Here is a 21,862-nt window from a genome sequence, read left to right as displayed (position 1 = left end):
CTGATGACCCTGCTGGAACGCCTGAGGACCGAGACACGCGACGCGCACGAAGCGCTGCACGTTCATCCGCTTCTGGCGCCACTGGTGTCACCGGACATGACCTTGCGGGACTACCGCTACGCGCTGCTGGCCTTTGAGCGATTCTACCGGACGATGGAGCCTCAGGTCACTGAACCCGGCGCGCCGGTTCTGCAATGGCTTCACGCCGACATGGCGCGTGAACACCTGCCGCCCGTTGATTTTCCCATCGCCCTACCCCGGCTCACCACCCCCTCCCAATTATGGGGCTACCTCTATGTCAAACAGGGATCGACGCTCGGCGGGAATGTAATGTCAAAGGCGCTCCGACGCCACCTGGGCCTGCAACCCATGGCAGATCAACGCTTTTTTGCCGGTGATGGCGAGGAAAATGGTAAGCGGTGGCAAAACTTTATTGAAAATTTATTCGCAGTCGCCCCTTCCTTGCAATCGAACGAAACCATCGAGACGGCTGTGGCGTGCTTTCAGGGAATCGCCGGTATTTGCGACGTCGTGCTCCGCCTGAAAGACGAAGATGCCCTTCAAACCCCGTGAACAACTGACCGAGACTCAGCTGGAGAAAGCCCTGCAAGGTTGCGAGCAGGAGCCTATCCACACACCCGGCTCAATCCAGCCGTTCGGCGTCATGCTGGTTCTCAATCGCGAGGACCACATCGTCCTGCAGGCCAGTGAAAACCTTGAGTCCTGGACCGGCGTCCCGCACGCCAAAGCACTGGGCGCCAAACTCGACGTGATTCTTGGGGCCGAACAGGCCGACATCATCCGCCATATCGTCGTCATCCGTGAACTGGAGCCGACGCAGTCGAGCGTCATCCGGCTAAATGGCAAAACCTTCGACGCCGTCGCGCACCTGTCCGACGGCTACATCATCGTCGAACTGGAAGTCGTCGATGATCCCAAGGTGCTTGAGCGCGATTACTTCTACGACGAACTCCGTCAGTTCGCCGTCGGCATGCGCGATCAGCGCCGCCATGAGGAACTCTACAACTTCGTCACGGCTCAGGTACGCAAGATCACCGGCTTCGACCGCGTCAAGCTGTACCGCTTCGACGAGGACTGGAATGGCGAGGTCATCGCCGAAAGCCGCGCCGACTACATGGCGTCCTACAAGGGCATGCACTTCCCGGCGTCCGACATCCCGGCCCAGGCGCGCACGCTCTACACCAAGAACTTCATCCGGGCGATCGCCGATATCAACTACGCGCCGGTGCCGGTCCTGCCGGCGCTCAATCCGCATACCAACCGGCCGCTAGACATGTCGATGTCGGCCTTGCGCAGCGTGTCGCCGATCCACGTCCAGTACCTGGCCAATATGGGCGTGTCGGCGTCGATGTCGATCACCATCATGCAGAACGGCCGCTTCTGGGGTCTGGTCGCCTGCCACCATAACAGCCCCTACCACGTGCCATACCGCATCCGGCTGGTGTCGGAAATCATGGGGCACATCTTCTCGGCGCAGCTGTCATCGCTGGAGGAGATCGTCGATCGCGCCGAAACCGAAAAGCGCAAGCTGATCGTCGAGCGGCTGTCGGCAACGCTGGGCACCCATTTCGACCTGTACGACCTGCTGGTCGAAAAGAAGGAACTGGCGCTCGACGCCATGAAGGCCCAGGGCATGGCGGTCCAGTACAAGAAGCGCGTTCACAGCTTCGATTCCGCGCCCAACGAAGAGACCATGGTCCGACTGGCCGACTGGTTGCATCGCCGGCATCCCGGCGGCATCGTCAAGACCAATGACGCCGAAACCTTCTGCGCCGGCGTTCCGGGCCTGGAAGGGCTCAAGGGCGGCTTCCTGGCCGCGCCGATCAGCCATATGCGCAAGGACTATGTCGTATGGTTCCGCGACGCCATCGCCAAGAATGTCCACTGGGCGGGCAATCCGGAGAAAAAAGCAGTCGAGGAAAAGGCCGGCCACCGTCTGGTCCCGCGCGCATCGTTCGACCTGTGGAAGCAGGAGGTCCAGAGCCGTTCCCGGCCATGGGCACGGGACGATGTCGAGATGGCTCAGTCCATCATCCATATCTTCAATCAGTCCGAACGCATGGCGGCCGAAGAGGCCAGCCTGGCCAAGAGCGAATTCCTGGCCAATATGAGCCACGAACTGCGCACGCCGATGAACGCCATTATCGGCATCGTCAATATTCTCGACCGCGACCCGAGCCTGACGCCGAAACAGCGCCAGTTCATCTCGACCCTGAATGTCAGCTCGGGTTCCCTGCTGAACCTGATCAACGACCTGCTCGATATCGCCAAGATCGAATCGAGCGAGATGCAGATCGAGAACCGGCCCTTCAACCTGTCGGACCTGCTGGAAGAGGTGCGTTCGATCATGAATGTCCGCGCCGTCGAGAAGGATCTGCTGCTATCGATCAAGGCGCCATCGCGCGCCCAGATGAACTTCGTCGGCGACGTCACGCGCATCCGCCAGGTCATGCTGAACCTGGTGTCGAACGCGCTGAAATTCACCGAAGAAGGCTTCGTCAATATCCTGGTCAAGATCGAAAGCGAGCAGCGCGTGCGCATCGATGTCGTCGATTCCGGCATCGGCATGACCAAGGAGCAGATGGAGCGCGTCTTCGACAAGTTCGTCCAGGCCGACGAGACCATTTCCCGGCGCTTCGGCGGCACGGGGCTGGGTCTGGCCATCGTCAAGAACCTCGTCACCATGATGGGCGGCGAGGTCAACGTCCAGAGCCAGGAAGGCATGGGGTCGCGCTTTTGCATTGGCCTGCCGCTGCAACACGTCGAACACATAGCCGAGAACGACGACGACCCGCGCTTCCGCACAAGCCGGCCACCGGCGGAGGTCCAGAACGCGCTCAGGAAGACCAGCCACCGTAAGCGCATCCTGCTGGTGGAAGACTATGAAGGCAATGTCATTGTCGCCCTGACCCTGCTTCAGGACGCCGGCTACGAGGTCGTTGTCGCCAATAACGGCAAGGAGGCCGTTTCGAAGCTTGAGACCGAGTCCTTCGATCTGGTGCTGATGGACGTGCAGATGCCGGTCATGGACGGCTATACGGCCACAGCCCTGATCCGCAAGCTCCAGGCGGCAGGCCAGATGCAGGCGGTCAAGATCGTCGGCATGACGGCGCACGCGCTGAATGGCGACCGTCAGAAATGCCTCGACGTCGGCATGGACGACTATTTGTCCAAGCCGTTCAATCCGGAGCGGCTCGACGCCATACTGGCCCATAACCTCAGCGGCCAGCCGTCAGCCAGCCAGACGGGCCTGGGGGAGTAGTCTGGTCTGCTGGCGGCGCAGTACCATCAGGCCCATTGACCTCGACACATCCCTGTGCCACCTTAATGCCATGCTGAACAGCCGAGCCCTTAAAGTAGCCGCAACAACGACCGCCGCCAGTGGCGGGGCGTTTTGCTGGTGCATGGCCTCGAGCTAAAGCACTCTTCGCAAACTCCCCGTTCCTTTCATCGAAAAGGCCGGGGACGCAAGGATCGCTCCGGCCGCACTGCTCCGGAGCCACGCATGCCCTCTCAACGCACCCCTCAATCCGCGCTGATCGTCATAGACATGCAACGCGCCGTGTTCGCCGCGCACGTGCCGCCGCACGACGCAGACTTCGTCACCCGTCGGGTGTGCACGCTGATCGACCGGGCGCGCCGCGATGATGTGCAGATCGTCTTCGTCCAGAATGTGTCGGACGCCTATCCCCGTGGCTCGGCTGGCTGGCGGTTGCTGGCTCCGCTGGAGCCACGCTTTCCTGATTGGGTTATCGACAAGACGCGCCCCAGCATCTTCCATGGCACCAATCTGGCCGCGCAGTTAAGGGCCGTCGGCATATCGCGCCTGATTCTGGCCGGCGCGCGCACCGATACCTCTATCGACACCTCATGCCGGGCGGCAGCCGATCTCGGCTTTGACGTGGTTCTGGCGGGGGATGCCCACACGACGTTTGATGGCGAGGTACTGCCCGCCGACATGATTATCGCGCATCACAATGCGACGCTCTCAGGTCCGTTCGCCAGCGTGGTGACGGCTGACAGCGTGGGTTTCTGGCGCGGCGCGGAGTTCGCCTAGAGCGATATGGCAAAAAGTGCCAAGAAGCGCTTCTGGGTTTTTGCCTTAAATATCGCGACAAAGCAAAAACTTAGACCGGATTACCAGCTGCCGATATTCGGCAGGCTGACCCAGGGCTCGGCAGGTGCAAGCGCCGGGCCCTTTTGCAGCAGTTCGATACTGATGCCATCCAGTGAGCGGACAAAAGCCATGCTGCCGTCGCGCGGCGGGCGGTTGATGACCACGCCCATATCGCTCAGGTGCTGGCATATGGCGTAGAGGTCGTCGAACTCATAGGCCAGATGACCGAAGTTTCGTCCGCCGCCATAGTCTTCGACATTACCGTCTGCGTCCGGCCAGTTGTAGGTCAGTTCAAGCTCGGCCTGTCCACGCAAACCATCGTGCGGCCCCATATGGGCGTCTTCGTCGGCGGACAGGAAGATCAGACTGAACCGGCCCTTTTCGTTGTCCATGCGGCGAACCTGCTTCAGGCCCAGGCCGTCACAGTAGAAGCGCAGCGACGCATCCAGGTCCTTTACACGGACCATGGTATGCAGGAAACGCATCAGTGATCGCCTTCCGGACGGGGCGCCGGATCGACATAGTCGTGGGCGTGGTCCTTATGGACGAACTTGCGGTCGCAATAGCCGCATTCGACCTCGCCGTCCTCGCCCAGCTCCAGATAGACGAGCGGATGGCCCAGCGCGCCACCGCCGCCGTTGCACGACACCTTGTGGCCGTCGACATAGATGGTTTCGGGGGGCGGGATGATGGCGCTCATGGATATTCGGACCTGCGGATGAACCTGCTCAACCCTTAAGCAAAGCCGGTCCTTTCGTCAATTTCCTTGTCGGAAACGCCGGTGTGTGAAAGTCTCCGGGCATGGCCAAAGCGAACAAACTGAAATCCATGCTGGGTGGCACCATCGGCAACCTGGTCGAATGGTACGACTGGTATGCCTATGCGGCCTTCGCCCTCTATTTCTCGAAATCCTTCTTCCCGAAGGACGATCCGACGGCGCAGTTGCTGAACACGGCTGCCATCTTCGCCATGGGCTTTCTGGTGCGGCCGATCGGTGGCTGGCTTCTGGGCATGTATGCCGACCGCTATGGCCGTAAGACGGCTTTGACCGGCTCGATCCTGTTGATGTGCGCCGGATCGCTGATCATCGCCGTGACACCGGCCTATGAGACAATCGGCATCTTCTCACCCATCCTGCTTTTGCTGGCGCGTCTGCTGCAAGGGTTGAGCGTCGGCGGCGAATACGGCGCCAGCGCCACCTATCTGTCGGAAATGGCCGGACACCAGAATCGCGGCTTCTGGTCCAGCTTCCAGTACGTCACCCTGATCATGGGACAGCTGATCGCACTCGGCGTGCTGATTTTGCTGCAAAAATTCCTGCTGACCTCGGAACAGCTCGAAGACTGGGGCTGGCGCATTCCCTTTGTCATTGGTGCCGGCCTGGCGGTCGTCGCCATGTTTATCCGCACCCATATGGAAGAAACGGAATCCTTCCAGAAGACCGTCAATGCCCAAAAAGGCAGCGTCTGGGCGCTGGTCCGTGACCACCCCTGGCAGTCGCTTCAGGTTGTCGGCCTTACGCTTGGCGGTACGGTCGCCTTCTACACCTACACGACCTACATGCAGAAATTCCTGGTCAACACCGCCGGCTGGACGAAGGAGGCTGCGACCGCCGTGTCGGCTTTGTGCCTGTTCATCTATATGTGCCTGCAACCCCTGTTCGGCGCCCTGTCCGACCGCGTCGGACGCCGGCCCTTGCTGATCGGTTTCGGCATATTGGGAACACTGCTGACCGTGCCATTGATGACCCTCCTGTCCGGCACCAGCGACTTCTGGACCGGCTTTGCGCTGATCATGGCGGCATTGGTGATCGTCAGCGGCTATACCTCGATCAATGCCGTGGTGAAGGCCGAACTGTTTCCATCGCACGTCCGGGCGTTGGGCGTCGCCCTGCCTTACGCCATTGCCGTGTCGCTGTTTGGCGGATCGGCGGAGTATGTCGCGCTGGGCCTGAAGGCCCAGGGGATGGAAACCGCCTTCTACTGGTACGTCACCGGCTGCATCTTCGTGTCGTTGCTGGTCTACCTGTTTACCGCCGACACTAAGGTTACCTCCGCCTTTCGCGCGGAAGACGAGCAGTAGGGTTACCGGACGATTTACCGTCACGCTCACATCGCCTTTTTATATGCGCTCTTCTACGAATATTGCGCCGCAGCAAAAAGGAGAGCAACCATGCTGGATCAGACCATCGATCTCGTCTTCAGACGTCTGCATTTGAGGCTGACCGGCCCCGATGCAGCCTGCGCGGCCATCAAGCAACTGGTACGGGTTCACGTGCGCTTGCGCCCGGCGGATGTCGAGATGTTCGAACGCTTCGCCGATATGCTGTTCAGGCGTCACAACGGCCACAATACCGTCCTGATTGCCAATGAACTCAAGGGCCGCATTGAGCGTATGCACACCAAGAGCCAGGTCGTTGAATGGCTAAATGCCTGAGGGCGCTTGTAAAAAAGTGATACGGCGTTTCCATTAATGGTTGCGCCGCACAACTTTTAATATTCCAGGCGTGGGCGACACGCGGTTCTTACACAGGATCGCGGAAATTCAGTTCGAGCAGGACATTGTTCGGATCGGTGACGAAGACCTGGCGCAGGCCGATGGAGGGTATATCGGCCCGTTCGAACGGCAGATTGCGCGACTTCAGGCGGTCGATCATCTCATCGAAGCCTTCGCACTCAAACGCCACGTGGTGGATGGCGCCGGTGGGCGCTCCCGGCTGGACGTCACGCGGCACGGTATTGTCGGTACCGAACAGGTTGAGGTGAATGACCGCCATATTGCGGCTGTCGTAGAGCCACTCCCGCAGCGCCGGGTCACGCTCGGGCGCGACCCGCGCCTCCAGCCCCAGAAGGTCATTGTAAAAGGCGATGGTTCCCGCCATGTCGCGGGTCTGGATGTTTATGTGGTTGAGGTTCTTGACGATCATGAGACGTAAATAACCGAGTGGAGATAGGATTGCACGTCTCTTAGGTGCTTTCCCCAATGAACCCGATACATAGCCTGAACGCCGTGGACGGCCCAGTATTTTGAGACGTTTTCGTATGTCCATACGAAGGCATTCAAGTCGAGATAGATGTCTCTCAGGTCGTCAATGGCATCTCCCGTCAGCACCTCAGCCGGGTCTGCAAAATCTGACGGGTAAACAACGGGGTACCAGCCGAGATCGGGGAAGCCAGCAGAAATAAGTTGGTAGACATGTTCGTCGTCTACAACTGGTTCGCCTTCCGCCGGATCGACCTGGAGGTCACCCTCCGGAAGTGTCAGAGCATGAATCACCCACGCAAGGTTATCAAGTTTGCGAGCCAATTCCACGTTGCGCATCTTAGGTGTTTCGCCGGCACGCTCTGAAGCTACGACAAAGCCAAGATAGTCCTGGCAAGCGGCTAGCATTTCTGACGCATCTATATCCAAGCTTGCCTCCCACACGATCAAAGTACCCGAGCCTTAGCGAGGGACTTTGTCGTGAATTTCATCAGTGCGCCTCGTCCCAATTCAATGCCGCGTTGGCTTCGACGACAAGCGGCACGCTGAAGTCGACGGCCGGGAATGACGCCTGCGACATCACGTCCTTGATCAGCGGCATGACGGCGTCGACCTCGGCATCGGGCGCCTCAAAGATCAGTTCGTCGTGGACCTGAAGCAGCATCTTTGTCGTGAAACCTGCCTGGGTCAGAGCATCCGGCATGCGCATCATGGCGCGGCGGATGATGTCGGCGGCCGTACCCTGGATCGGCGCGTTGATGGCGGCGCGTTCGGCAAAGGATTTCAGCGCACCCTTGCCGTTGATTTCCGGAATATGGATCTTGCGGCCAAACAGCGTCACGACATAGCCATTGGCGCGGACATAGTCGCGGGCGCTGTCCATATAGGCCTTGATGCCCGGGAATCGGTCGAAATAGGTTTCGATATAACGACCCGCCTCCCCGCGTTCGATACCCAACTGGTTCGACAGGCCGAAGGCCGAGATGCCGTAGATGATGCCGAAATTGATCGCCTTGGCGCGCCGGCGGATTTCCGAGGTCATTTCCGCCATCGGCACATTGAACATTTCCGACGCCGTCATGGCGTGGATGTCATCGCCGCGCGTGAAAGCCTCCTTCAACTGCGGAATGTCGCCGATGTGGGCCAGGATGCGCAATTCGATCTGCGAATAGTCGGCGCTGATCAGCTTATGGCCCGGCTTGGCGACAAAGGCGGCGCGGATCTTGCGGCCCTCGGCGGTGCGGATCGGGATATTTTGCAGGTTCGGTTCATTAGACGACAGGCGCCCGGTCGGCGTCGCCGCCAGATGAAAGCTGGTGTGGATGCGGCGCGTTTCCGCATCGGCATATTCGACCAGGTTGTCGGTATAGGTGCCCTTCAGCTTCGACATCTGGCGATAGTCGAGCACCATCTTGGCCAGCGGCACGTTCTGCTCGGCCAGCTCTTCCAGCACCTTGACGTCGGTCGCCCATTGTCCGGACGCGGTCTTCTTGCCGCCCGGCAGCTTCATTTCATCGAAGAAGATCTGACCCAGCTGCTGCGGGCTGCCGATATTGAACGGCCGGCCGAGCAGGGCCTGCGCCTCCTGTTCGATGGCGTTCATGCGCGTGCCGAAATCCTGGCTGAGATTGCGCAGGATGTCCGGGTCGATGCGGATGCCGGCCAGTTCCATATCGGACAGAACGGCAGGCATGTTGCGTTCCAGCGTCTCATAGACGGTTGTCATGCGTTCGCGTTGCAGGCGCGGCTTGAGCAGATTCCACAGGCGCAGCGTCACATCGGCGTCTTCGGCGGCGTAGCGCGTCGCCTCCTTCAACTCGACGTGACGAAAGCTCTTGGCCTTCTTGCCGGAGCCGGCGACGTCCTTGAAGGTGATCGGTGTGTGCCCCAGGTGCATTTCCGACAGTTCGTCCATGCCGTGGCCGTGCATGCCGCCTTCGAGGACGTAAGACAGCAGCATGGTGTCGTCGAGCGGCGCCACATCGATGCCGTAACGGTGCAGGACGCTGAGGTCGTATTTGATGTTCTGGCCGACCTTGAGGATATTGCGGTTTTCCAGAAGCGGCTTGAGCACGCGCAGGGCGTCGTCGAGCGGAATCTGCTTCAGTTCATCGCCGAAATCGAGCCCTTCGGCTGCGTGACCCAGCGGGATATAACAAGCGCAGTTGGGCGCGGTCGACAGCGACACACCGACCAGCTTGGAATGCGACGCCGACAGGGCGTCCGTCTCGGTATCGACAGCGACGATCTGGGCGTGCATGGCGCGCGCTACCCAAACCTCAAGCGCCTCGATCGTCTGGACACATTCATAGGCATCGAGATCGAAAGGCTGCTTGGCGGCCTCTTCTGCCGTGTGTTTGACACCGTAGAGCGGGCGCAGGATCGGCGCGGTCGGGATCTGCGAAATCGCGGTCGTGAGTTCCAGGGTGTTGGACAGAGTGCCGCCGACGCGCTTGGCGAGGGACGAGAACTCCATCACGGTCAGGAACGCCGTCAGCATGTCCGGTTCCGGCTGCTTCAGCACGAAGTCGTCAAGCGGATGCGGGTCGGGCGTATCGCAGCGCAGCCGCACCAGTTCGCGCGACAGCAGGATTTGGTCCTTGAAATCGATCAGGGTCTGGCGACGTTTCTCCTGCTTGATCTCGTGGGCGCGTTCCAGGATGCCGTCGAGATTGCCGTATTCGATCAGCAACTGCGCAGCCGTCTTGACGCCGATGCCCGGCGCACCCGGCACATTGTCGGCCGAGTCGCCAATCAGGGCCTGGGCGTCGACCACCAGCTCCGGCGGCACGCCGAACTTTTCAATGACTTCTTCACGGCCGACGATGGTCGACTTGACCGGATCGAGCATGGTCACGTCGTCGTCGACCAGCTGCATCAGGTCCTTGTCCGACGAGACGATGGTGACCTTGAAGCCCTGCGCCTTGGCGATATGGGCGTAGGTGCAGATCAGGTCGTCGGCTTCATAGCCCGCCAGTTCGATCGCCGGCAGGCCAAAGGCACGCGTCGCGTCCCGGATCAGCGGAAACTGCGGGATCAGGTCTTCTGGCGGGGGCGGACGGTGCGCCTTGTACTGATCGTACATGTCATTGCGGAAGGTGTGTGAACCGGCGTCGAAAATAACCGCCAGGTGTGACGGCGCGTCGTCACCCCGGTTCTCCTTGATCAGCTTGTACAACATGTTGCAGAAGCCGGAGATGGCGCCAACCGGCAGGCCATCCGATTTACGCGTCAGCGGCGGCAGGCCGTGATAGGCGCGAAAAATATAGCCCGACCCGTCGATCAGGACGAGGCGCTTTGGTTTGCCATCGGTGGCGGTCGTGGTGTCGGGCATGGGAATCGTCTGCTTCTCAAAGGAACGGCTTTTACATAGAGCCATATCCTTCGGAGCGCCAGAACCTGTCACGAAGGATCAGCCGTATTGCGCCTTCCAGGCCGCTTTGCGCGTGGCATAATCGGGGTCGGATTCTGCCTTGCGCCACAGATCATAGAAGATGCGCGCGCTTTCGGCCTTTACTGGATCGCCGGTGCCGCGTTCCTTTTGGGCGTAGTCCTTATCGCGATCGTATTTGCGGCCGCCCTTGTAGTTGGCATAGCGCCGGGCGCGCGTGTAACCCATCTGCAAGAACTTGCGCGCCGTATCGGCGCCGACAAAGTCGTCGTTTTTCAGGTAGTCGAGGAACATGGCAAAGAGCGTGTCCGCCGACGCCTGCGCAATATCTGGTGTGCGGAACCGCCAGTGCGGCGTCATCTCACTCTTGTACGGCTCGACGACCAGAACGCCCTGTTCACCCTTGCCGACGCGATAGTCTTCGGGATGCCGCCGATAATCGATATCCGGCTTCCAGGCATAAGCGGTCTTGTTGAAATCAAGATAGGAAGGACGGAAGGCTTTCGCGGACATGACCGGCGTTGGAAATAGGAAGGCCAGGACAACGGTGCGCGTAATAACCTGCGCAGTCGTTTCCTGGCCTCTTCGTCCTACCGGGTGTCCCAAAGTGGGGTCTTCGGTAGTTCTGACACAATAGCCTGTTGGAGGTAAGGACGCAGCGTGCATAGCTCATGGTGCGATAAGATCCGTGTAAGAACGGAAGATATCGTCTCGTCAGGCTTAGACTATGTCGAATTTGGTCTTGTCCAGCACCGCCAGAACCAGGGCCAGTTCGCGGCCGCGCTTCAGCACCAGCCCCGCTTGATTATAGATGGCAAAGGCGCCCTGCTTGCGCGCCAGGGCCGGACGCTTTTCGATACGATAGAGCGGCGCTTCGGAGGTGCGGCGGAAGACGCAGAAGGCGACGGCTTCATTTCCGCTATCGATGGAATAGTCGCGCCAGTCGCCGGACGCTACCTTGCGTCCATATAATCGCAGGATCAGTTCCAGTTCCTTGCGCTCGAAAAAGACCGGCCCTTTGGTCGGTTGCGGGTTCTGGTAGGCGCCACTGAAATCCTGAACGCTCATAGAGTTGGGCATCCCCAATCAAACATGGAACTGAGGGGAATTAGGCCTCAAATACCGCAATCACGCAAGTCACTTTCCTTTATGGATATGAACACAGCCTTTATCGGGCAGTTATGAAAGCACCGCAATATGACCTTATTTCCGCCCTTTCGCCGCCGCTTCGTGCCGCCATTATCCTAGGTGTCGGCCAAGACGCTCTGCTTGGTTCCTCCCCTGAACAGCCCCCCCAGCCCCCGGGGATCAGGTAAGGTGTTTTGGCCGGCGATGTTTCCTCCCTATACTTTACCCTGAATGCCCTTGCCTTTGTCGCAAGGGTTTTTTTTGTTCAGGCGCTGGCAGCCCAGAGGCCCACGGGCGAGCGACGCATCGGCGCGAAATAGGACAGGGCTTCGACGCGCGCGATCCAGGCGTTGACGTGGCTGTAAGCCGACAGATCGACGCCGCCTTCGGGGGCATGGGCGATGTAGGTATAGCAGGCGAAGTCGGCGATGGTTTCCGAGGCGCCCACTAGCCAGTCCTGATCGGCCAGGTGTGAGTCCATGACCTTGAGCAGGTCGTGCGCCAGGGCTTGCGGCACTGTGATGTCGCCGGGCGCCTTGAACACATTCATGCGGCGGGCGGTTGCCGCGCCGTAATTGATCGGACCGGCGGCCTTGCCGAGCCAAGCGGTGATCTGCGCGGCTGCGGCCGGGTCACGCGGCAGGAAGAGGCCTTCTGCGTCGTACTTCAGGCAGAGATAGACCAGGATGGCGCCCGAATCCCAGATGACCGTGCCGTCGTCATCAATGACCGGCACCTGACCGAACGGATTGAGGGTCATGAACTCGCTGGTCTTCTGCGCCTTGTTGGCCAGGTCGACGTCGATCCGTTCGAACGGCAGGTCGAGTGCGCGCAGCAACAGCTCGACGCGGTGGGCGTGGCCCGACACCGGGAAGCTGTAGAAGACGATCGGCATTTCAGGTCTGGTCATGATGTTTTCCGGCTGGATTGGAAAGGAAGAGGCCCCCACCACCACGCCCCTCCGGGTCGCGGTCCCCCTCCCCATTTCATGGGGAGGAGTAAGGTTTAACGCGTCAGAAACAGAAAGGTACGCACACCGGCATCGACAAGGACGAACAGGCCCGGCCCGAGCAAAGCCATGCTGATATAACGCCACGCCGTGCCTTTGCGCACCAGATATGCCCCGCAGCCTATCGCAATGACGGCCGCGATAGTGGCAGCATAGGACAGGGTGCGGTTCGCAGACATGTCTGCGCCCGTGGCGAGATTACACACCACGGCAAAGAAAGTGGCGACACCACCGGTTATGGCTACGATCTGTGGACGTGTCATGCGCGCTCCATGTATCGGGGTGCAGGGGCCTGCGGCCCCTGCATAAAAAGAAAAGGCCTCCGGTCTTTAGAACCGGAGGCCTTTTCTTTTATCAGTTGACGCTTACTCCGCAGCCTCGGCGACATCGCTGCCGCGTGCCAGGTTGCGCAGGACGTACGGCATGACGCCGCCGTTCTTGTAGTATTCCAGCTCGGTCGGCGTATCGATGCGGCAACGGACCGGGAAGCGGGCGACCTTGCCGTCCGAAGCGCGGAACAGCTCGACGATCAGGTCCTGACGCGGGCTGACATTTTCCAGGCCGCGGATGGTGACGATTTCCTCACCGGTCAGGCCCAGCTTGGCCCAGCCTTCGACCTTGAACTGCAACGGCAGGACGCCCATGCCGACCAGGTTCGAACGGTGGATGCGCTCGAACGACTCAGCGATGACGGCGCGGACGCCCAGGAGCTTGGTGCCCTTGGCGGCCCAGTCGCGCGACGAGCCCGTGCCGTATTCCTTGCCCGCGAAGATGACCATGTTACGGCCTTCCTTCTGGTAGCGCATGGAGGCATCGTAGATCGACATGACTTCGCCCGACGGGAAGTGCTTGGTCACGCCGCCTTCGATTTCCGGCGTCACCTTGTTGCGGATGCGGATGTTGGCGAAGGTGCCACGCATCATGACTTCGTGGTGGCCGCGGCGTGCGCCGTAGGAGTTGAACTCCGACACCGGCACATTGTGGTCCGACAGGTAGATGCCGGCCGGGGCCGTCTTCTTGATGTTGCCGGCGGGCGAGATGTGGTCGGTCGTGATCGAGTCGCCGAAGATGCCCAGGACGCGGGCTTCGACGATGTCGGTCACCTTGTCCGGCGTCATCGTCATGCCTTCGAAGTACGGCGGGTTGGCGACGTAGGTCGAGTTTCCGTCCCAGCCGTAGGTCTGGCCGCCCGAAACGGCGATCGCCTGCCAGTGCTCGTCGCCCTTGAAGACGTCCGAATAGCGGGCGGTGAACATGTCGTTGGTGACGTGCTTTTCCTGCAGTTCGGCGATCTCGGCCTTGGTCGGCCAGATGTCCTTCAGGAAGACCGGCTGACCATCGCTGTCGAGGCCCAGCGCCTGTTCGCGCAGGTCGATCTTGGTCGAGCCGGCCAGGGCGTAGGCGACAACCAGCGGCGGCGAGGCCAGGTAGTTGGCGCGGACGTCCGGCGAGACACGGCCTTCGAAATTGCGGTTGCCAGACAGGACGGCCGAGGCGACCAGGTCGCCCGAATTGATGGCGGCCGAGATGGCGTCCGGCAGCGGGCCGGAGTTACCGATGCAGGTGGTGCAGCCATAGCCGACCAGGTTGAAGCCCAGGGCGTCGAGGTCCTTGGTCAGGCCGGCGGAGTTGAGGTAGTCGGTGACGACCTGCGAGCCCGGCGCCAGCGAGGTTTTGACCCACGGCTTGACCTTCAGGCCCTTGGCGACGGCGTTGCGGGCCAGCAGGCCGGCGGCGATCAGGACCGAGGGGTTCGAGGTATTGGTGCACGAGGTGATGGCGGCGATGACGACGTCGCCATGGCCGACCGAGAAGGCTTCGCCTTCGACGGCGACGCGCTCGTCTTCCTTGCCGGCCTTGCCGAAGTCACCCGTCAGGGCGGCGGCGAACTCTGCGGCGACGTTCGACAGGGCGACGCGGTCCTGCGGACGCTTGGGGCCTGCCAGCGAGGGCTCGACGGTCGAGATGTCGAGTTCCAGCGTGTCGGTGAAGATCGGCTCATGGGCCGGATCGAACCACAGGCCTTGCGCCTTGGCGTAGGCTTCGACCAGGGCAACGCGTTCAGGCGTACGGCCGGACTTGGCCAGGAAGTCGATCGTGGCCTGGGAGACCGGGAAGAAGCCGCAGGTGGCGCCGTATTCCGGGGCCATGTTGGCGATGGTCGCCTGGTCTTCGAGGCTGAGGTGGGTCAGGCCTTCGCCGTAATATTCGACGAACTTGCCGACGACGCCCTTCTTGCGCAGCATCTGCGTGATGGTCAGGACCAGGTCGGTGGCGGTGACGTCTTCCGGCAGGGTGCCGGTCAGCTTGAAGCCGATGACTTCGGGGATCAGCATCGGGATAGGCTGACCCAGCATGGCGGCTTCGGCTTCGATGCCACCGACGCCCCAGCCGAGGACGGCCAGGCCGTTGATCATGGTGGTGTGCGAGTCGGTGCCGACGACCGTGTCCGGATAGGCGACTTCGCCGCCGTCAGCGACATTGGTCCACACGGTTTGCGCCAGATATTCCAGGTTCACCTGGTGGCAGATGCCGGTGCCGGGAGGCACGACGCGGAAGTTGTTGAAGGCCGACGAGCCCCAACGCAGGAAGTTGTAGCGCTCCATATTGCGTTCGTATTCGCGGTCGACGTTCTTGCCGAAGCTGTCGCCCTTGCCGAAATAATCGACCATGACCGAGTGGTCGATGACTAGGTCGACAGGGCTCAGCGGGTTGATCTTTGCAGGGTCGGCGCCCAGCTTCACCATGGCGTCGCGCATGGCGGCCAGGTCGACGACCGCCGGCACGCCGGTGAAGTCCTGCATCAGCACGCGCGCGGGGCGGAAGCTGATTTCATGCTCGACCGAGCCCTTGTTCTTGGTCCAGGCGGCCAGGGCGGCGATATCGTCCTTGCCGACGGACACGCCGTCTTCGTTGCGCAACAGGTTTTCAAGCAGGACCTTCAGGCTGGCCGGCAGTTGCCCGGCATTGGTGAGGCCGTTGGCTTCGGCCGCCTTGAGATCGTAGTAGGTGTAGGTTTTATCGCCGACTTTCAGCTCGGCCTTTGACTTGAAGCTGTCAACTGAAGACATGAATGCGTGTCCTTTCCGCGTAGGCCGCCAACCGCCCCGATGGCGGTTCATATGTCCGGAGGGGGCGCGCTTGTAACGAAGGACGCACAGGGTCTCGACGTTGCGCTGCAACCTTTCCGTTGGCGGCAAATTGCCTTCTAAACTTTCTATTCCTTTTCGTCTATGAAGCCTTACGTTCGACGAGGTTATTTTTATGGTTATGGAATTGCAGGTAGAAGGGCTGGCCTTGCGCAAGGGCTATAACCTGCTGATTTCAAACTTGGATTTTGGGTTGGCGCCGGGCGAGGGCATCAGCCTGACCGGCGAAAACGGTGTCGGAAAGACCACGCTTTTGCGGACCCTGGCGGGATTTTCGCAAGCGTTTGCCGGGCACATCCGCTTTGTTGAGAATGGGACGCAGCTTGAGTCGGAGGATGTGCGGTCGCGAAACATCCACGTGCTGGGTCATCATGATGCCTTGTCGCCGTCGCGAACGGTCAAGCAGGAGCTGGAGTTTCAGGCGAAGTTCCTTGGCGGGGAGCCTGCGGCGGCCATTGCAGTATTGCGTTTAGAGACATTGCTGGATCTGGAAACACGCTACCTGTCTGCCGGGCAGAAGCGGCGGTTGTCGTGTGCGCGGTTGCTGATGGCGAAGCGGGAATTATGGCTGCTGGATGAGCCGATGGCGCCGCTGGATGCCGATCATCGCGCCTTGCTGGCCGGGTTGATGCAGGCGCACCTGGCAGACGGCGGTATGCTGGTCGCCGCCGTGCATGACCCTTTACCGTTCAAAACCCGAGAGCTGCGCCTGACCCGCCCCACCCGCGAACAGCAGGAGGCGGCGTTTGTGGTCTAACAATACTTATGCACACTTCGCCCTCCCCATTTATGGGGAGGGGGGACCATCGGCGGAGCAGATGGTGGGCGGGGCCTGCCCCACGGACGACGGGCTAAGAAGCTGGCCATTAGGTACGTCTACCGCCTGCCAATTTGATAGAAAGAGGCCCCGCCCACCATTGGCTCCGCCAATGGTCCCCCCTCCCCGCAAGCAGGGAGGGCGAAGAGGTTCCTTCCCATTGAATACGTCAGGTGAAAGGGTGAGTGCATGACCCCTTCCCTCACCCAAGCCGCCTTTGCGCTCCTAAAACGTGACCTCGGCCTGTCGCTTACACGCGGCGGGGGCCCCTTGCTGGCGATCGGTTTCTACCTGACTTTGATGGCGATGATCCCGTTAAGCCTCGGCCCCGACCAGGCGGTGCTCAGCCGCATTGCCGCCGGGCTGACCTGGCTATGCCTGGCGCTATCTAGCCTCCTGTCACTCGAGCGCCTGTTCGAGCGCGATTATGAAGACGCCGTGTTCGATGTCTTGCGGCTGGGGCCATTGCCGCTGGAACTGATCGCGCTGTTGAAATGCCTCAGCCAATGGCTTGGCACAGGCGTGATCCTGTCGCTGTTGACGCCCATGGTGATGATCATCCTCGGCGCACCGGTCGCCATGTCGATGATGGCGCTCATCTCAGCGCTGCTCGGCTCGTTAAGCTTCGCCCTGATCGGCGGTATGGGTGCCGCGCTCTCTCTCGGCACACGCAAGGGCGGAGTCCTGATGGCGCTGCTGGTCCTGCCCTTCTATGTCCCGCCGGTGATCTTTGGTGCCGGACTGATGCAGGCCGTCCAGACAAACAGCTCTCCCTGGCAGGCCCTGGCTTTCCTCGCCGCCTACGCACTCTTCGCGCTCGCCCTCACACCCGTAGCCATGGGCGCCGCCCTACGCAGTGCGCTGAACTGACGCTCTTGCCGGAAAGCCAATTCCGCCTTATGTCGCAACCATGATCAACTGGCTGGCCAATCCGGAGCGTTTCTCGTCCGTCGCACGACCCGTGCGACCATGGCTGGGCATCGTCGCGGCAGCGCTTCTTGTCTGGGGCCTGGCGCTCAGCTTCCTGTCGCCCGAAGACTACCAGCAGGGCGACACCGTCCGCATCATGTATATCCACGTACCGGCCGCCTGGATGTCGCTGGCGGCTTATACCATTATGGGCATCGCCAGCTTCTTCGGCCTGATTTTCCGCCACGCCCTGGCCGATGCCGCCGCCAAGGCCATCGCGCCGATCGGTGCGGTCTTCACAGCGCTGGCCCTGCTCACTGGCTCGCTGTGGGGCAAGCCGATGTGGGGCACGTGGTGGCAATGGGACGGCCGCATGACATCGGTGCTGGTGCTGTTCCTGTTTTACATCGGTTATATCGCCCTGCACGCCTCGATCGAGGACGAACAGCGCGCCGCCAAATCCACCGCAATCCTGGCCCTGGTCGGCCTGATCAACCTGCCGGTCATCAAGTTTTCCGTCGAATGGTGGAACAGCCTGCACCAGGGCGCGTCGATCTTCGTCAAGGGCGGGCCGACCATCGAAGCCTCAATGCGCTGGCCGCTCTATGTCATGGGCCTAGCCTACCTGTTCCTGATGCTGTGGCTGTTCCTGATCCGGCTCGACTCCGAAATCCTCAATCGCAAATACCGCGCCCTGCGCGCCCGCCTGAGTCTCAACTGATGCATCTCGATCTCGACATGGGTAAGTACGTGTTCTTCGTCTGGGGTGCCTACGGCGCCACCGCGCTGGGACTGATCGGCCTTGTCGTATTGACCCTGCGCGCCCACGCAGACCGCCAGAAGCAACTGGCAGCGCTTCAAGCGGCCGTGGCGGAGACGAAAAAGTGAAACGCGTTCTGGCGCTGTTGCCGCTGATCGTACTGGCAGGCCTGCTGGCCGTGCTCGGCTGGTTCAATTTTCACAAGAAGCCGACATACGAACCGCGCGAGATGATCGGCAAGTCGGTGCCGACGCAAACCCTGGCTGATCTCGACGACGGCAGTTTGCAAGACCTGAAGACGCTGGCGGCCAGCTACGACCGCCCCATCGTCGTCAATATCTTTGCGTCGTGGTGCGTGCCGTGCGTCGCCGAAAATCCGCAATTGCTGGCGCTGAAAGACAAGGGCGTACCGATCATCGGCATTGCCTGGAAGGACCAGCCTCAGGACACCCGCAACTTCCTCAATCAGCATGAAAACCCGTATGTGCGGACGCTGAGCGATCCGGACGCGCGCATCGGGGTGCAGATGGGGATTACCGGTGTGCCCGAGACATTTATCGTCATGCCGGACGGCACGATCAGCGACAAGCTGGCAGGCCCCATCGTTCCGCAGTCGGTCGACAGCGTCTATCAGGCGGCGACGAAAACCGGAAAAATCCAGTAAGCTTAGAAAATCCCGAGCGCCTGCTTCACAATGAAGACGATGGCGGCAACCGTCGCCGCGACCACACCCGACACCAGCACGCAGGACGCAATCGCCGAGACGAAACCGGTGATGATCCACGCCCCGTCCTTTTCCAGCAGACCCAACGCAAACACACAGATGGTGAAGGCCGGCAACATATTGCCGAGCGGGATCGGCAGGAACAGGATTACGGCCATCAGCAGGCAGACCCAACCGGCAACCCGTTCAAACGTCACGCCCGTCATAAAAGACAGGCGCGGCTTCAGTAAACGCTCGGCGCGCATCTGCCACGGCACGATCTTGTCGACCATGACCTTGAAGGTCGCCTTGGGCATCGATTGCCTGGTGATAAATTTCGGTAGCCACGGTTCCTTGCCCAGCGCCAGTTGCAGCGCCAGGAAGATCAGCGGCAGGCCGAGGACGGCCGAGGCGCCCGGCGGCATGGGCAGGGCGATCGGCAGGGCGAAGACGAAGAGCAGGGCCGCGATGGCGCGGTCGCGCATGGCGTAGAGCAGGTCAGAAATCGCAATCGCGCCCTCGCCCGGCCGGTTGGCCAGTCGCTTCAGGACATCCGACAGCTTCTCGTTTTCCGGTTCGGGCGCAATGCCACGGAGTGAGGCTAGACGGGTCGTGGTTTGGGCGTTCTCGGACATGTTCAGACGGGCTCGGCACGCACAATCGGGAATTTGTGCGATTGCGAAGGATATGGCCGCCGAATGTGGCCGACGCAAGGCCAGCCTGTGCAAAAGTGTCTTGTGTGTCCTTGGGGAAACAAAAGGTGATTGTGTGTGCCGGTGCGAAACGTTTGCACCGCACATAACATTGTTCGGGGTCAGTAATGCGGTGGCCGAGTAACGGGCGCGGCTTCGCTTGTCCGCTCTTCCATGCCCACCAATCGCTCGCCAAGGAGTTCCAAGACACGCTTCATGCGATCCACCACCTTCCACTGTTCAGACAACTGGTCGGACAGTTCGTCGATGGTCTTCGCCTGATGCGCCACCATTTCCTCGAGCGCGACGATACGATCTTCGGGAGTCATAGGCGCTGCGCGTCGGTGCGGCGGAATGGATCGAGCGGGTAGGTGCCGAGAATTTCCAGCTTCGTGGCGAAGAACTGCAACTCCTCCAAGGCACGGGCGAGGCCTGGATCGCTGGGGCGGCCTTCAACGTCGCAGTAGAAGAAGGTCGAGGCGAAGACGCCGTTTTCGATATAGCTTTCCAGCTTGGTCATGTTGACGCCGTTAGTCGCGAAGCCGCCCAGCGCCTTATAGAGCGAGGCCGCGACATTGCGAACCCGGAAGACAAAACTGGTCATGCATTCCACCTCCATCTGGGGCGGCGTCACGCGGTCTTCGGTCGTCAGCACCAGGAAGCGCGTCGTGTTGTGGCGCGCGTCTTCCATGTTGCGCTTCAATATCTCCAGACCATAGAGTTCAGCGGCGACTTCCGGTGCAATGGCGGCGCGACCGGGCTCACGCGACTGCGACAGGGCGCGCGCCGCACCGGCGGTGTCGTGAAAGACTTCGGCGGTGATGCCCAGTTCGCGCAAGGAATTGCGGCATTGAAGCAGGGCCATGGCGTGCGAGGCGGCGACCTTGACGTCAGACAGCTTGGTGCCCGGAGGCGCCATCAGATTCATTTCGATCGGCAGAAAGCGTTCGCCGATGATCTTGAGGCCCGAATGCGGCAGCAGGTGATGGACGTCCGACACGCGGCCGGCGACGGAATTCTCGATGGGAATCATGCCCATTTCGCATTCGCCCGAGGTGACGGCGGCAAAGGCCGCTTCGAAGGTCGGATAGGGCGCGGCGGTAAAGTCGCCAAACCAACGCTTGATGGCCTGATGGCTGAATGCCCCCGGCTCGCCCTGATAGGCGATCTTGCGTGGTGTCGGCGAAGTCATGACTCTGGATTTCCTTAATGGGTTAGGCCTCCAAATGCGGGGAGCATTTGGCAAGCGCGACTGCGCGCCCGAGCGCGTGCGAGGAGCCTCGCGGCGCTTGAGCGAAAAAGATGCGGCGATTTGTCCCGGGAAGGCCAAAAATGGCCTTTCCGGGACAAATGCCCGCTTGCGAATTTGGCGGTAGCGTGTCAGAGAGCCAAACGCAAGCAGATGCGTACCGGACCCCGTTCGGGCGCTGCGATTTCAATTTTATAGGGTATCCCAGGCGATATGAGCGGCGACCTTACAGTAAACAAGATTATGGGCGCGGTCCTGGCGACCGGTCTGGTCATCATGGGCGTGAAAATCGGGTCGGACATGATCTACGACACGCATGCGCCGAAGAAGCCTGGCTATCACATCGAAGTCGCCGAGGTCGAAGAAGCCGGTGGCGGTGGCCCTGCCGCTGACACCCCGCCCGACTGGGGCACGGTCCTTCCGGCCGCCGACGTCGCCGCCGGTGAAGCCGTCTTCAAGAAGTGCATGAGCTGTCACACCGACACGCAAGGCGGCCCGGACATGACCGGCCCGAACCTGTGGGGCGTCGTCGGCCGTCCGACCGCATCGCACGGCAGCTTCGCCTATTCGGACGCCATGGTGGCGCACAAGGGTGAAGCGCCAAACTGGACCTACGACCAGCTTTACGGCTTCCTCGGCGCACCGCCGAAGTGGGTCAAGGGCACCAAGATGACCTTTGCCGGCGTCAAGAAGCCGGAAGAGCGTATCAACCTGATCGCCTATCTGCACACCATGGGTTCGGCCGGTTACGCCATCCCCGCGCCGGATCCCTCGCGCGCTCCTGGCGCAGCTGCCGCTCCGGCGGAAACCGCAGGTGCAGCCCCGGCTGCCGCGGCTGCAACGCCTCAGCCGGCTGCGCCGACCGCAGCGGCTCCGGCCCCTGCCGCCGCCGCACACTAAGGCGCTCCCAAAACGCATACGAAAAACCCCGCCGG

The 21,862-nt window shown here is 61.1% G+C and carries 24 protein-coding genes; 11 read left to right on the top strand and 13 right to left on the bottom strand.

What is annotated here, in order from left to right:
• Positions 1 to 3 precede the first annotated feature (3 nt).
• From AC1DON_RS05715 to AC1DON_RS05705, 3 genes are all read left to right on the top strand, one after another.
• On the top strand, positions 4 to 573 hold the full coding sequence (locus AC1DON_RS05715; RefSeq protein WP_476933790.1) for a biliverdin-producing heme oxygenase: 570 nt from the start codon (positions 4 to 6) through the stop codon (positions 571 to 573).
• On the top strand, positions 554 to 3,283 hold the full coding sequence (locus AC1DON_RS05710; protein ID WP_476933789.1) for an ATP-binding protein: 2,730 nt from the start codon (positions 554 to 556) through the stop codon (positions 3,281 to 3,283). Before AC1DON_RS05715 ends, AC1DON_RS05710 begins: the two co-directional genes overlap by 20 nt.
• Before the next feature lie 243 nt (positions 3,284 to 3,526).
• Complete coding sequence (locus AC1DON_RS05705; protein ID WP_476933788.1) at positions 3,527 to 4,078, top strand: isochorismatase family protein; 552 nt, start codon at positions 3,527 to 3,529, stop codon at positions 4,076 to 4,078.
• 80 nt (positions 4,079 to 4,158) lie between these two features.
• Here the strand turns inward: AC1DON_RS05705 and AC1DON_RS05700 are convergent, their stop codons facing one another.
• Complete coding sequence (locus AC1DON_RS05700; protein ID WP_476933787.1) at positions 4,159 to 4,623, bottom strand: VOC family protein; 465 nt, start codon at positions 4,621 to 4,623, stop codon at positions 4,159 to 4,161.
• On the bottom strand, positions 4,623 to 4,838 hold the full coding sequence (locus AC1DON_RS05695) for a zinc-finger domain-containing protein (RefSeq protein ID WP_476933786.1): 216 nt from the start codon (positions 4,836 to 4,838) through the stop codon (positions 4,623 to 4,625). The genes AC1DON_RS05700 and AC1DON_RS05695 overlap by 1 nt, the downstream gene beginning before the upstream one ends.
• 101 nt (positions 4,839 to 4,939) lie before the next feature.
• Here AC1DON_RS05695 and AC1DON_RS05690 point away from each other — a divergent pair, with 101 nt between their 5' ends.
• Positions 4,940 to 6,220 (top strand): MFS transporter, encoded by a 1,281-nt coding sequence (locus AC1DON_RS05690; RefSeq protein WP_476933785.1) that lies wholly within the window; start codon positions 4,940 to 4,942, stop codon positions 6,218 to 6,220.
• 90 nt (positions 6,221 to 6,310) lie between these two features.
• Positions 6,311 to 6,574, top strand: coding sequence for a hypothetical protein (locus AC1DON_RS05685; protein ID WP_476933784.1), 264 nt, complete (start codon positions 6,311 to 6,313; stop codon positions 6,572 to 6,574).
• Positions 6,575 to 6,662: 88 nt separating this feature from the next.
• On the opposite strand, the gene AC1DON_RS05680 is transcribed toward AC1DON_RS05685, so the two are convergent.
• The 8 genes from AC1DON_RS05680 to acnA all read right to left on the bottom strand — a co-directional run bounded on the left by AC1DON_RS05680 (position 6,663) and on the right by acnA (position 15,719).
• Positions 6,663 to 7,064, bottom strand: a complete 402-nt coding sequence (locus AC1DON_RS05680) for a VOC family protein (protein ID WP_476933783.1) — start codon at positions 7,062 to 7,064, stop codon at positions 6,663 to 6,665.
• Positions 7,061 to 7,549 carry a DUF5063 domain-containing protein gene (locus AC1DON_RS05675; protein ID WP_476933782.1) on the bottom strand — a complete coding sequence of 163 codons (489 nt, stop codon included), beginning with the start codon at positions 7,547 to 7,549 and terminating at the stop codon, positions 7,061 to 7,063. Before AC1DON_RS05675 ends, AC1DON_RS05680 begins: the two co-directional genes overlap by 4 nt.
• A gap of 61 nt (positions 7,550 to 7,610) precedes the next feature.
• A complete protein-coding gene (gene polA, locus AC1DON_RS05670) occupies positions 7,611 to 10,454 on the bottom strand; it encodes a DNA polymerase I (RefSeq protein WP_476933781.1) in 2,844 nt (947 codons plus the stop codon).
• Between the two features lie 78 nt (positions 10,455 to 10,532).
• Positions 10,533 to 11,024: a DUF4385 domain-containing protein gene (locus AC1DON_RS05665; RefSeq protein ID WP_476933780.1), complete on the bottom strand. Its 492-nt coding sequence runs from the start codon at positions 11,022 to 11,024 to the stop codon at positions 10,533 to 10,535.
• A gap of 207 nt (positions 11,025 to 11,231) precedes the next feature.
• Positions 11,232 to 11,579 (bottom strand): DUF2794 domain-containing protein, encoded by a 348-nt coding sequence (locus tag AC1DON_RS05660; RefSeq protein ID WP_476933779.1) that lies wholly within the window; start codon positions 11,577 to 11,579, stop codon positions 11,232 to 11,234.
• A gap of 325 nt (positions 11,580 to 11,904) precedes the next feature.
• A complete protein-coding gene (locus tag AC1DON_RS05655; RefSeq protein WP_476933778.1) occupies positions 11,905 to 12,549 on the bottom strand; it encodes a glutathione S-transferase family protein in 645 nt (214 codons plus the stop codon).
• Positions 12,550 to 12,644: 95 nt separating this feature from the next.
• On the bottom strand, positions 12,645 to 12,911 hold the full coding sequence (locus tag AC1DON_RS05650; RefSeq protein WP_476933777.1) for a hypothetical protein: 267 nt from the start codon (positions 12,909 to 12,911) through the stop codon (positions 12,645 to 12,647).
• A 102-nt stretch (positions 12,912 to 13,013) separates the two neighbouring features.
• Entirely contained in the window at positions 13,014 to 15,719 is a 2,706-nt protein-coding gene (gene acnA / locus AC1DON_RS05645; RefSeq protein ID WP_476933776.1) for an aconitate hydratase AcnA, read from the bottom strand.
• A 193-nt stretch (positions 15,720 to 15,912) separates the two neighbouring features.
• Here acnA and ccmA point away from each other — a divergent pair, with 193 nt between their 5' ends.
• The 5 genes from ccmA (at position 15,913) to AC1DON_RS05620 (ending at position 18,947) form a co-directional block, all read left to right on the top strand.
• A complete protein-coding gene (ccmA, locus tag AC1DON_RS05640) occupies positions 15,913 to 16,554 on the top strand; it encodes a heme ABC exporter ATP-binding protein CcmA (protein WP_476933775.1) in 642 nt (213 codons plus the stop codon).
• Positions 16,555 to 16,803: 249 nt separating this feature from the next.
• A complete protein-coding gene (gene ccmB, locus AC1DON_RS05635) occupies positions 16,804 to 17,484 on the top strand; it encodes a heme exporter protein CcmB (RefSeq protein WP_476933774.1) in 681 nt (226 codons plus the stop codon).
• 40 nt (positions 17,485 to 17,524) lie between these two features.
• A complete protein-coding gene (locus tag AC1DON_RS05630; RefSeq protein ID WP_476933773.1) occupies positions 17,525 to 18,244 on the top strand; it encodes a heme ABC transporter permease in 720 nt (239 codons plus the stop codon).
• On the top strand, positions 18,244 to 18,411 hold the full coding sequence (gene ccmD, locus AC1DON_RS05625; protein WP_476933772.1) for a heme exporter protein CcmD: 168 nt from the start codon (positions 18,244 to 18,246) through the stop codon (positions 18,409 to 18,411). Before AC1DON_RS05630 ends, ccmD begins: the two co-directional genes overlap by 1 nt.
• A complete protein-coding gene (locus tag AC1DON_RS05620; protein ID WP_476933771.1) occupies positions 18,408 to 18,947 on the top strand; it encodes a redoxin family protein in 540 nt (179 codons plus the stop codon). Before ccmD ends, AC1DON_RS05620 begins: the two co-directional genes overlap by 4 nt.
• Before the next feature lie 2 nt (positions 18,948 to 18,949).
• Here AC1DON_RS05620 and AC1DON_RS05615 read toward each other — a convergent pair whose 3' ends face one another.
• The 3 genes from AC1DON_RS05615 to AC1DON_RS05605 form a co-directional block, all read right to left on the bottom strand.
• Positions 18,950 to 19,621 carry an exopolysaccharide biosynthesis protein gene (locus AC1DON_RS05615; RefSeq protein ID WP_476933770.1) on the bottom strand — a complete coding sequence of 224 codons (672 nt, stop codon included), beginning with the start codon at positions 19,619 to 19,621 and terminating at the stop codon, positions 18,950 to 18,952.
• 179 nt (positions 19,622 to 19,800) lie between these two features.
• Positions 19,801 to 20,007: a SlyX family protein gene (locus tag AC1DON_RS05610; protein WP_476933769.1), complete on the bottom strand. Its 207-nt coding sequence runs from the start codon at positions 20,005 to 20,007 to the stop codon at positions 19,801 to 19,803.
• Positions 20,004 to 20,870, bottom strand: coding sequence for a prephenate dehydratase (locus AC1DON_RS05605; RefSeq protein WP_476933768.1), 867 nt, complete (start codon positions 20,868 to 20,870; stop codon positions 20,004 to 20,006). The genes AC1DON_RS05610 and AC1DON_RS05605 overlap by 4 nt, the downstream gene beginning before the upstream one ends.
• Positions 20,871 to 21,140: 270 nt before the next feature.
• Between AC1DON_RS05605 and AC1DON_RS05600 the strand changes: the two genes are divergently transcribed.
• Entirely contained in the window at positions 21,141 to 21,827 is a 687-nt protein-coding gene (locus AC1DON_RS05600) for a c-type cytochrome (protein WP_476933767.1), read from the top strand.
• The last annotated feature ends 35 nt before the right edge of the window (positions 21,828 to 21,862 follow it).

This window comes from Asticcacaulis sp. P4_H10, from assembly GCF_056400965.1.
The sequence above is the reverse complement of the archived record's forward strand: the minus strand, read 5'-3'. Positions and strand labels throughout refer to the sequence as shown.